This window comes from Acetobacter sp. AN02, assembly GCF_029759835.1.
Lineage (GTDB): Bacteria > Pseudomonadota > Alphaproteobacteria > Acetobacterales > Acetobacteraceae > Acetobacter.
In genome coordinates, this window is sequence record NZ_JAJJND010000084.1 from 1 (window position 1) to 11,099 (window position 11,099).

Genomic DNA, 11,099 nt, shown 5'->3' on the forward strand with positions numbered 1-11,099 from the left:
TGACAAGACAAGAATATCGTTTCTCGCCTTTCTTAACCTCGCAGCCGTAAAATTGTGGCTACCGTCTTTTGTCAACAAAACCTAGTGAAAATAATAAAAAAGTATTATTATCGGATATTCCGAAGATGTCTATTGATATACATAATTTGTATTTAAATCTTTCTCCGAAAACTTTATCAAGAGATGTTAATGGCCTCGTTTCTTTGAATTTTCTAAAGAGAGAAAATAACTACTATACGGCAAATGTAGACCATATAATGGCATTTCTCCCTTGGAAAAAAGAATGATTCCAACTGTCTGCATCCGTCGCAAACGGATCGCGCTTCCCTGAGTCCGGAGCTTGAACCATGTTACGGCGGCAAAGCAGATTCAATTTCTGCCGCATTCATCGTGTTTTGCCAGAATTATACCCATATAAAAATATGTCCACCCGGGTATAATTCGGAAACCAAGTCTATTCCCCCTTCTGGCTGTCGCTCTTCTTCTTGTTCTCCTCGCGCGCCAGGAACACCACGAAATCGGTCAGATCCTTGCGCAGGATCTTCAGCACGAAACGCCAGACCGGATCGGTCGTAGCCTCTGCCGCCGGGAGACCGGCCAGAGCCTCCCGGATGCCCTCCGGCGGCTGCTTGTCCCCGCGCGCCTCCGCCTGGCAGCAGCGCGACACCCAGTCCAGTGCGGTCAGAAGACCATAAACCGTCTTCTCAGACTGCTCTTCCGCAGACGGCGGAGACGCCGCGGCGGCCCGGGCCACAACCAGCGCATCCGTCTGGATCTGATGAAGAGCATCGGGCAGGGCCGCAAGGATCGGGTCGCGTCGCTCCAGAGGATGCCAGTGCTCGCGCCGGGCCTCTCCGACGGCAGACTGAACGTTCTTCAGACAGGTCGAGCAGACATCATTGAGATCCCGGATTTCTTCCCATCCGATAGTGTGATGCGTCGATGCCTTGAGAATCCGGATGATGCCGTCAGTCATTTTTGCCGCATTACGGAATGCGTCACGCCGCGCCTGTTCATGCAGAATCAGGAAAGAGACGATCATCGACACCAGCACACCGGTCAGCACGCACAGCACACGCTCGGCCGGGCGGGCATAGGGTGATTCGTCCGACGGAAAGAGCATCGCGATCATCAGCGTGACCGGCGCCATCTTCGCCTTGCGGGAATAGGCTGCCACCAGCGCCATCAGCGCCAGCATACCCCAGAAGCCGATCTGCCATGGACAGCCCGCAAGAATGGCGGTGATCGCGATCAGGCTTCCGGTCGCGCCGAGCATGGCCCCGGTGACCTGATCGCGCCCGTTGGAATAGGTCTCTCCGATCGATGTCTGCGTGACGACCGCAGAGGTGATCAGCGCCCAGGGAGCTTCATTCAGGCCAAGAAGATGTGCGGCAAAGGCCGAGCCCGAGACAGCCATCGTAAGCCGCACGGCCTGGCGGACCACCCGCCCGGAAGACCGTGTGGACGGGAGAAAGGTATCGGCAAGATTTATCATACAGTTCTGTTATTTTTCGAGCGGGAGAGGCACCCAGCGCGTTCCGTCCGAATCCCGGACGAGAAGCAGGACCGAATGCTTCCCGGCCTTCCGGGCAGCCTCGATTTTTGTCTGCAGGACGGAGGGAGAGGACACTTCTTCCTGCTGCACTTCCGTGATCAGATCACCGGGATGAAGGCCGCGATCCGCAGCAACACCGTCCGCAGCAACATCAGAGACCACGACGCCATTCTGTCCGGCGGCAATCTTGTATTTATCACGCAGCTCATCCGTCAGGGGGCTGACGCTCAGCCCGAGAGCCTTGAGCGTGACGGCCTTGCTGTCGGCATGAGGGGCCGGATTATGGTCGGAGGATTTCTTCTCCTTCGGCTCCGGCAGAGCCTCGATGACAATCGTCATGTCCTGCATCTTTCCATGACGCCAGACCCCCAGCGTGGCCTTCGTGCCGACAGGGATCTGTGCAATCAGACGCGGGAGCGCCTTGCCCTCCACAGTCTTGCCGTTCAGCGTCCGGATCACGTCACCGGTCTGCAGCTTTGCCTTTGCAGCAGGCCCTCCCGGCTCGATCCCCGCAACCAGAGCACCGCCCGCAGGCTTGAGGTTAAGGCCGTCCGCGATGTCCTGTGTCACGTCCTGAATACGCACGCCGATCCAGCCGCGGGACACCTTACCGGTCTTCCTCAGCTGTTCGATGATTCCCGCGGCTTCATTGGAGGGGATGGAGAAACCGATACCCACGGAGCCGCCTGAGGGGGAGTAGATTGCCGTATTGACACCGATCACATCCCCCCGGAGATCGAACAACGGGCCACCGGAGTTACCGCGATTGATGGAAGCATCCGTCTGGATGAAATCATCATACGGGCCCTGATCAATATTGCGCCCGCGGGAGGAGATGATGCCTGCCGTGACCGTGCCGGACAGTCCGAAGGGATTGCCGATGGCCAGAACCCAGTCACCCACGCGATCACGATCGCTGTCCCCGAAGGAGACGAAGGGCAGGGGTTTCGGGCTTGTCACCTTGAGAACGGCAAGGTCCGTGCGCTCGTCATGACCGATGACCTTTGCCGGAAGGACGGTGTTGTCCTGCAAGGTGACGGTCACCTTATCCGCGTGACGGACGACGTGATTATTCGTGACCACAATCCCGGAGGCGTCGATGATAAAGCCCGACCCGAGCGCCTGCATCTTGTGCGGCTGCCCGTCCGGCGTCTTTTTCCGGTTCATGAAATCGTGGAAGAATTTCTCGAAAGGAGAGCCTTTGGGGAAGTCGGGAACCTGCGGTCCTTCATCCTCTCCCTCATCCTCGTCCTCATCATCGCTGATCGTTGCCGTCGTGGAAATATTGACAACGGCCGGAAGCAGCCTGGCGGCGAGATCCGCAAAGCTGTCCGGCACCGGTCGTGCGACCGCCGGGGCAACGGAGGGCTGTGCAGTCTGCGGGACGGATGCATCCGGGGCCGGTGCCGCGCGGACCGTTGCGGACGAGAACATGGTTGCGGCGAGGAAAAGGGCGGGAGCGGTCAGGCGGGAAAAGGACATAATCAGATGGATACCCCGGAATCGCAGGGCGAAGGCCCCTTAAATCAAAGCAGAAATGCGATGGTGTGTCGTATGTTTGCGGGGAGTATAGCGCGAAGCGGAGCCGGGTCACAGGGGCGGAAGATATGCAGGCCGGACCGGATGATGTTTTTCCTGTAATTTTGTAGGTTACAGGTGCGTTTTGTCCTTGACCGTCCTGAGGGCTGAAATCCCGGGCATGTGATACGCAGGATTTCCTTCCCGACGCTTAACCATGTCGGAAGAAGAAAATTTCCTTTCACGGCTGGACCTGAGCGTGCAAAGGAGCGAAGAAGCGCGGCTTTCGTTCAGGTCAGAGGAGACCCCGGTCATGGCAGAAGAGCAGGATGTGGCTCACGAGGAACATCTCGGTCGTGCGTCCCGTCCGCGTACGGCGGCGCGCGTGGCTGCCGTGCAGGCGCTGTTTCAGATCGGTCAGACGGGCGTTCTGCCGGATACGGCGATCATACAGTTCGAGCGCTTCCGCTTCGGCGTGACGGTCTCCGGAGATTCCTACGAGGAGGGACAGATCCCCGAGCCGGATGCAAAGCTGTTCGGGACTATCGTCCGGACGGCGATGCTGCGTAAGGAAGAAACGGACACGAAGCTGAGCGCGACCCTGCCGTCCTCCTGGCCGCTCACGCGTCTTGATCCGGTTCTCTATGCCATTCTCCTGGCTGCGGTTACGGAGCTGGATATGCCGGATCAGCCACCTGCGGGCGTGATCATCAATGAATATCTTGATGTGGCACACGGTTTCTTTTCCGGGGATGAGCCGAAGCTGATCAACGGCGTGCTGGACACCCTGGCGCGGCGTCGCGGAAAGACCGATGACGAAGCGGCGTCCTGAAGGGGACGGCTCATCCGGCGCTACGGATCTTCCGCGGGAGTTTTCATTCATCCGGAGGCATTTCCGGCAGCTTGCCGCACGGGAAGCGCTTGATCTGACGGATGACGCGGCGGTTTTCGCACCTCCTCCGGGGCGCGAGATCGTGATCGCGGCGGATGCGATGGTGGAGAATGTTCACTTTCTTCCCGGGGATCCGCCCTCGACGATCGGGCGCAAGCTGCTGCGGGCCAATCTGTCCGATATGGCGGCGATGGCGGCCATTCCCTTTGCCTGGCTTCTGACGGTGGCACTTCCTGCGGGGTTTGAGGAGGCATGGTTTGCCGAATTCTGCACAGGTCTTGCAGAAGATCAGCGGCTGTTCGGGGTGGGGCTTCTGGGCGGAGATACGACGTCCACGACCGGGCCTCTCGCACTCTCCCTGACCATTCTGGGCCATTGCGCGCCGGGGCAGGCGCTCTTGCGGAGCGGGGCGGCAGAGGGAGACTCCCTGTGGGTGACGGGCACGCTCGGAGACGGCGCGCTTGGTCTGCGTGCGCTGCGGGGCGAGATTGCTGACCCGACCGGGTGGCTGACGGAGCGGTATCATCTGCCGCGCCCGCGTCTCGGTATGGCGCTTGCGGGTGTGACATCTGCTGCGATCGATATTTCGGACGGGCTTGTTCAGGATGCGGGTCATCTGGCCAGGGAGTCCGGTCTGGCGCTGCGGATAGAGGCCGCGCGTCTTCCGCTGTCCGACGCGGCACGTGCAGCCGGTGATACGGCTGTGGATGCGGCGCTGTGCGGGGGCGATGATTACGAGCTTCTGCTTGCAGTCCCGCCGGAAAAAGAGGCGGAGCTGCAGCGGGAGGCAGAGCGTGCGGGCGTTGCCGTGACGCGGATCGGGATGTTTTCCTCCGGCTCCGGCGTGACGGTTTACGGTCCCGATAACCGTCCGATGGTCCTGCAAAACCCGGGCTGGAGCCATATCGGGAACGCATAGGCCGACGTTTGCTTTCCGTGTTTTCCTCCGGTTACTGTCCCCCGGCCGGTCAGGAGAAGCAGGTGGCGGGGCCGGCGGTATCTTTGTCAGAGCCGGCTGCGTGAAGGGAGCACCAGTATGGATATGGCCGGATTTGCGGAAGTTTCCGGGGCAGGAGTGTCCGTGCGGGACGCCGGTACGGCTGCCGGACCGGGAAGAGATCTCCGCCTGACGGATATCAATCCTGATTTCTGGTATCCCGTTGCATGGTCTTCAAAGCTGGCGAAGGGAAAGTCTCTCGCTGTGCGTTTCGGGGCTTTGCCGGTTGTGCTGATCCGTCCGGAGAACGGTCCGGTCTATGCGCTTTATGATCGCTGCGCCCATCGCCAGGTACCGCTGAGCAAGGGTAAGGTGGACGGAGATGTGGTCCGCTGCTGCTATCACGGCTGGGCTTTTGACCGGACCGGTGCCTGCGTGACCGTGCCCTATCTGAACAGACCGGAGAACGGCAGCGGAGTACGCTCCTTTCCGGTGCGCGAGCAGGGCGGGCTGATTTTCATTTTCCCGGGCAATCCCGATCTTGCGGCAGGCACGTCGGTGCCGTGGCCGTGCCAGGTGGATAATCCCGAATTCAGAACCCGGAAATTCGATCCGCGCGTGAACTGCCACTACACGTTCATGCATGAAAACCTGATGGACATGAATCATCAGTTTCTTCACCGCAAGCAGATGGGACAGATCACCGCCCGGTTCCTCGGCCAGGATCAGGGAGAGGATTTTGTCGAGGCGCGCTACAGCTTTGCGCGCCGGGGCGGAGAGCAGCCTCTGGCCGAGCGTCTGATTTTCGGAAAGCATATCGAAGGCCGGGAGCAGCCGGTGGAGGAGATTGTCTCCGTCCGGACGACCTATCCCTATCAGACACTGAAAATTCACGACAAGGATGGCGACCTGATCATGGACCTGTGGGTCGCCTATATTCCGGTCAGTGCGGATCAGCGCGAGACACAGACGTTCGGCCTGCTTTCCGTCCGTCGCCCGAAATGGAAGTTCCTTCTGGATCTGGCCTGGCCCGTCCTGGGCATATTCACTGACCGCATTTTCCATGAGGACAAGGAGGTGGTCGAGATGGAACAGGCCGCCTGGGATGAACAGGGTAGGGACCGGAACGTGGAGGTCTTTCCGGTCGTGCGGCGTCTGCGCGACCTGCTGATCCGCTGTGGTGTTCCGCATGAGGCCGGGACTGAGGCTGCTGCCCGGGGTTGCGTCAGGCGGTAAAAAGAGGCATATCCCGCCACGCCTGAGACGGTGGCAGGATGTCTGCTGCCGGCAGGACTTCACACGTGGCGCACTCAGTGCTGGTGTCCGGCCTGTCCGGACCGATGTGCCGCGGAGGAATAACCAGAATAAGGATTCCGCATCATGGCGATGCCTGACTTTACCCTTCGTCAGCTTCTTGAGGCCGGTGTTCACTTCGGTCACCATACCCGTCGCTGGAACCCGCGTATGGCACCGTATCTGTTCGGTGTCCGCAACCAGGTCCACATCATCGACCTGACCCAGACCGTCAACCTGCTTGACCGCGCCCTGCAGGCGATCCGCAACACCGTTGCCGGTGGCGGACGTGTCCTGTTCGTCGGCACGAAGCGTGCGGCGGCTGAGCCGATTGCCGAGGCAGCACAGCGTTGCGGCCAGTATTACGTCAATCATCGCTGGCTTGGCGGTATGCTGACGAACTGGAAGACCATCACGGGTTCGATCAAGCGTCTGCGCCAGACGGAAGAGATGCTGGCCGGTGAGACGCAGGGTCTGACGAAGAAGGAAATTCTCGACAAGACCCGCGAGCAGGACAAGCTCGAGCGCTCCCTTGGCGGTATCAAGGAGATGGGCGGACTTCCGGACATCATCTTCGTGATCGACACCATTAAGGAGAAGCTGGCGATTCAGGAAGCCAACAAGCTGGGTATTCCGGTTGTCGCGATCCTGGACAGCAACTCCAGCCCGGAAGGCGTGACCTATCCGATCCCGGGTAACGACGACGCGATCCGTGCGATCGAACTGTATTGTAACCTCGTGTCCGGCGCGGTTCTGGATGGCATCTCTGCCGAGATGGCTGCTTCCGGCCGTGACCTCGGTGCGTCCGAGGATGTTCTTCCGGCCGAGCCGGCCGTTGAGGCCGTTGCCGAGGCTGAGGCAAACCCGGCCTGAGAAAACGATGGTCCGGAGCGCTTATCCCGCTCCGGCCGTTCTGTCTGATATATACGCGCACCGCACGTTATCCCTCCGGGTGACGTGCGGGTGTTTTTAAAGGGAGTGGAATCATGGCGGAAATTACCGCAGCACTGGTGAAGGATCTTCGTGAGAAGACCGGCGCCGGCATGATGGATTGCAAAAAGGCCCTGACAGAGGCTGCCGGTGATCTTGAGGCAGCCATTGACTGGCTGCGCAAGAAGGGTCTTTCCGCAGCAGCGAAGAAATCCGGTCGCGTGACGGCTGAGGGTCTGGTCGGCGTCGTGTCTGAGGGCCGTCGTGCAGCGATGGTCGAGATCAATGCCGAGACCGACTTTGTCGCCCGTAACGAGGCGTTCCAGAACTTCGTTGAGGAAGTGGCCCGCGCGGCTCTGAAGGTCGGTGACGATCTGGAGAAACTCTCCTCTGCCGTCGTGGCCAGCGGCCGTACGGTTGCGGATGAGATCACGCATCTGATCGCCACCATCGGCGAGAACATGTCCGTTCGTCGTGCCCGCGTTCTTGAGGTTCCGTCCGGCGTGGTTGCGTCCTACATCCACGGAGCGCTGAAGCCCGGTCTGGGTAAGATCGGCGTTCTTGCGGCGATTGAGGCTCCGACCGAAGATGACGCGATCGAGCAGCTTGGTCGTCAGATCGGCATGCACGTTGCGGCAACACGCCCGGCGGCACTCGATGTGTCCGGCATTGATCCGACGTCGGTTGAGCGTGAGCGCGCCGTTCTGACGGAGCAGGCCCGTGCGTCCGGCAAGCCGGATGCCGTGATCGAGAAAATGATCGAAGGCCGTATCCGCAAGTTCTATGAGGAAGTGGTTCTTCTGGAGCAGGTCTGGGTGCATGACGGTGAGAGCCGCGTGAAAGCCGTTCTCGAGAAGGCAGGCGTGAAGCTGGCCGGTTTTGATCGCTTCCAGCTCGGTGAGGGCATTGAGAAGGAAGAGAATGATTTCGCCGCGGAAGTTGCCAAGGCTGCCGGTGGCTGATCCTTTCCGGGATCATTGTTCTGATGAGGGCGGGGCCTCCCTTGAATGGGAGGCACCCGCCCTTGTTTTATCTGCCCGCCTCTGGGGTGAGGCCGACGCGATCGTCCATGTCCTTACGGAGCAGCGTGGTCTGGTCCACGGGCTGGTCTACGGAGGAGCGGGCCGTCGGCAGGCGGCAACCTGGCAGGTCGGAAATCTGGTTGCCGCACGGTGGCGCACACGGTCCGAGGGGCAGCTTGGCACGCTCAGCGGTGAGACGGTCCGGATGCTGTCTGCGCCATTGCTGTCCTCTGCTGTCGGACTGGCCATGATGACATCGGTCTGCGCCGTGGCGGATGAGGCGGTGCCGGAGCATGAGCCGCATCCGGGTCTTTTTGCCGATACGCTGGCGCTGCTGATGCGTCTTTCATCCGATCCGGCAGAGGCCGCAAAATCAGGTATGGCCTGGCTTTTGCGCTGGGAAGTGGTTCTTCTGGCCGATCTTGGGTTTGGCCTGGATTTCTCATGCTGTGCCGTGACGGGTGAGACGGACGATCTGAAATATGTCTCTCCCAGAACAGGTAGGGCCGTCTCGGAGAGCGGAGCCGGTGTGTGGCGTTCGCGGCTTCTGCCTCTGCCGCGTCTGTTTTCAGACGAGACGGATGACGGGACGCCGGAAGACTGGGCCGCAGGGCTGCGGCTGACCGGTCATTTCATGCTCAGGGAAACATTCGGGCAGCGGCACAGGCCCCTGCCTGCGGCGAGGCAGAGGCTTGAGGCACTGGTGGGCGCCATGTGCGGATCAGGCGAGGGTGGCTGATACGGCGCCGCAGCCTTCGATGGAGGTCCGGACGAGGACGCCGTGACGGGCCCAGATCGTTCCCGTCAGGGAGCCTGTCGTGACAATCGTGCCGGCTGTGATGGGAAAACCGCTGCGGATGGCATGACCGGCGAGCCACACGAGCAGGCGCAGCGGGTCTCCGGCGGGGTGTGAGAGCGTCCGTTCCAGAATGTCATGCTGCCCGATGGCCTGGCTGACGCGGATACGCGTGAAATCGAAACTTTCCCAGTCACCGAAAGCCGGGCCTGCAATCAGTGCTCCGTGATTCTGCTGATCTGCCGCGTGGAGAAGGGGATGCAGCGATCCCGGTTTTTCGAAGCGCGTGTCCAGAATTTCGATGGCCGGGTGAAGGCTGCTGACGGCATCGAGAACTTCGGAGCGGGTGTAGGGCGTGCCCTTATCCGGCAGGTCTCTACCGAATCTGAATGCAACCTCGCTTTCCACCCCGAGATATCGACAGAGCGTTGCCGGGACTGTTTCCCCGTCCTGAAAAACAGTGTTTTTGTGGATGGGAGCCGCTGAAGGGGCCGCTTCAGGCGATGATGAGCCAACCTTCCATGCGACGACGGGCCCGAGGCTGCGGGATACCTTCAGGAGTATGTCCTGCGCCTCGCTGCTGTCTGCGGGAACGGTCAGCCCTGCGCCGGAGGCAGGCGGGCGGGAGCCGGTGCGGATATCGGAAAGGAGGCGTGTCAGATCGGTCACGGGCGTGTCCTTATGCGGGCTGCACAAGCCTCAGCACAGAAAATGCCCGCAGACAAAATAGAAAAATGACATGTGCTGATTTCATAACAGAACGCAGGGGCGGATATGTCGTTATTTCCCTGAAATATGTGGCAACATCCCGGAGCTGCAGCGATGAGAGGAGGAGGCTTCATGAAATATCTGCCCGGTTTCGTTCTGAGGAAGTTCATTTCTACAGGATCTCTGGATGTGACATTTCCTGACGGCAGGATCATGCATTTTCAGGGAAACAGCCCCGGCCCTCATGCTGGGTTGCGTTTTCTGACGCCTCGGGCGGTACGCAGCGTCCTCCTCAATCCCGGTCTTGCGTTCGGTGAGGCTTATATGGACGGGGAGGTCGAGCCTCAGGGATGCAGCCTGTATGACCTGCTGCATCTGCTGATGCTCAACAGCATGGTGCCTGCGGGACATGTCGGGGAAAGTCTTGCTGCCGCGTCCCGTTATGTCCGGCGGCGTTTCATACAGTTCAATCCGGAAGTGCGTTCACGCCGGAATGTGGCCCATCACTATGATCTGGGTGAGCCGCTCTATGATCTGTTTCTGGATCAGGACCGCCAGTATTCCTGCGCCTATTTCCACACCGGTGAGGAGACCCTTGAAGAAGCGCAGGAGGCCAAGAAGCGGCATATCGCAGCGAAGCTCCGGCTGACCCGGCCGGGTCTGTCCGTGCTGGATATCGGATGCGGCTGGGGTGGAATGGCTCTGACGCTTGCAAAGGATTACGGGGCGATCGTTACGGGCATCACGCTTTCCGAGGAGCAGCTGCGGACTGCGCGCAGGCGGGCACAGGAAGCGGGCCTTGCTGATCGGGTGCGGTTTGAGCTGAGGGATTACCGGACCCTGATGGGGCCGTATGACCGGATCGTTTCGGTCGGAATGTTCGAGCATGTTGGCATCGGGCATTACCGGACGTTTTTCGGGAAAGTGAAGGAGTGTCTGGCTGAGGACGGCGTTGCGCTGATCCATTCAATCGGACGGGGCGATGGTCCGGGGACCACGAATCCGTGGATCGACAAGTATATTTTCCCCGGCGGCTATTCTCCGGCGCTGAGCGAGACCCTGGCTGCGGTGGAGCTTTCGGGACTTTATCTGACGGATTGCGAGATTCTCCGCCTGCATTATGCGAAGACCATTGAGATCTGGCGGGAGCGTTTCGCTCGGAATCGCGACAGGGCAAAGGCGCTTTATGACGAGCGTTTCTGCCGGATGTTCGAGTTCTATCTTGCTGGGGCAGAGCTTTCATTCCTCGTGCAGGGGCACATGAATTTCCAGCTCCAGCTGACCCGGAGCCAGACGGTCGTCCCCCTGACCCGGGATTATATTGAACAGGCGGAGTCTACCATTCCGCTCCGATAACGTGTTTCGGCTGCCTAGGTTTTGTTGACAAAAGACGGTAGCCACAATTTTACGGCTGCGAGGTTAAGAAAGGCGAGAAACGATTTTCTTGT

Annotated in this window: 10 protein-coding genes; 7 read left to right on the forward strand and 3 right to left on the reverse strand. The window is 60.0% G+C overall.

Translation table 11 applies throughout. The features are described from left to right. Positions 1-454: 454 nt before the first annotated feature. Both LOC54_RS09570 and LOC54_RS09575 read right to left on the reverse strand, forming a co-directional pair. Positions 455-1,495 (reverse strand): aromatic acid exporter family protein, encoded by a 1,041-nt coding sequence (locus tag LOC54_RS09570; protein ID WP_279313590.1) that lies wholly within the window; start codon positions 1,493-1,495, stop codon positions 455-457. Positions 1,496-1,504: 9 nt separating this feature from the next. Continuing rightward, positions 1,505-3,037 carry a DegQ family serine endoprotease gene (locus tag LOC54_RS09575; protein WP_279313591.1) on the reverse strand — a complete coding sequence of 511 codons (1,533 nt, stop codon included), beginning with the start codon at positions 3,035-3,037 and terminating at the stop codon, positions 1,505-1,507. Between the two features lie 349 nt (positions 3,038-3,386). Here LOC54_RS09575 and nusB point away from each other — a divergent pair, with 349 nt between their 5' ends. The 6 genes from nusB (at position 3,387) to recO (ending at position 8,886) form a co-directional block, all read left to right on the forward strand. Continuing rightward, positions 3,387-3,905: a transcription antitermination factor NusB gene (gene nusB, locus LOC54_RS09580; protein ID WP_279313592.1), complete on the forward strand. Its 519-nt coding sequence runs from the start codon at positions 3,387-3,389 to the stop codon at positions 3,903-3,905. Then, the gene (thiL, locus tag LOC54_RS09585) at positions 3,886-4,884 is read left to right on the forward strand and encodes a thiamine-phosphate kinase (RefSeq protein ID WP_279313593.1); all 999 of its coding nucleotides are present in this window, start codon (positions 3,886-3,888) and stop codon (positions 4,882-4,884) included. The genes nusB and thiL overlap by 20 nt, the downstream gene beginning before the upstream one ends. A gap of 123 nt (positions 4,885-5,007) precedes the next feature. Then, a complete protein-coding gene (locus LOC54_RS09590) occupies positions 5,008-6,138 on the forward strand; it encodes a Rieske 2Fe-2S domain-containing protein (protein ID WP_408740333.1) in 1,131 nt (376 codons plus the stop codon). A gap of 144 nt (positions 6,139-6,282) precedes the next feature. Beyond that, the gene (gene rpsB / locus LOC54_RS09595; protein ID WP_279313595.1) at positions 6,283-7,068 is read left to right on the forward strand and encodes a 30S ribosomal protein S2; all 786 of its coding nucleotides are present in this window, start codon (positions 6,283-6,285) and stop codon (positions 7,066-7,068) included. Positions 7,069-7,181: 113 nt separating this feature from the next. After that, positions 7,182-8,087: a translation elongation factor Ts gene (gene tsf / locus LOC54_RS09600; protein ID WP_279313596.1), complete on the forward strand. Its 906-nt coding sequence runs from the start codon at positions 7,182-7,184 to the stop codon at positions 8,085-8,087. Then, positions 8,080-8,886 (forward strand): DNA repair protein RecO, encoded by an 807-nt coding sequence (recO, locus tag LOC54_RS09605; protein WP_279313597.1) that lies wholly within the window; start codon positions 8,080-8,082, stop codon positions 8,884-8,886. Before tsf ends, recO begins: the two co-directional genes overlap by 8 nt. On the opposite strand, the gene LOC54_RS09610 is transcribed toward recO, so the two are convergent. Continuing rightward, positions 8,869-9,612 carry a 2-keto-4-pentenoate hydratase gene (locus tag LOC54_RS09610; protein ID WP_279313598.1) on the reverse strand — a complete coding sequence of 248 codons (744 nt, stop codon included), beginning with the start codon at positions 9,610-9,612 and terminating at the stop codon, positions 8,869-8,871. The two genes, recO and LOC54_RS09610, sit on opposite strands and share 18 nt — an antisense overlap. 171 nt (positions 9,613-9,783) lie before the next feature. Between LOC54_RS09610 and LOC54_RS09615 the strand changes: the two genes are divergently transcribed. Then, entirely contained in the window at positions 9,784-11,007 is a 1,224-nt protein-coding gene (locus LOC54_RS09615) for a cyclopropane-fatty-acyl-phospholipid synthase (RefSeq protein ID WP_279313599.1), read from the forward strand. Positions 11,008-11,099: the final 92 nt, after the last annotated feature.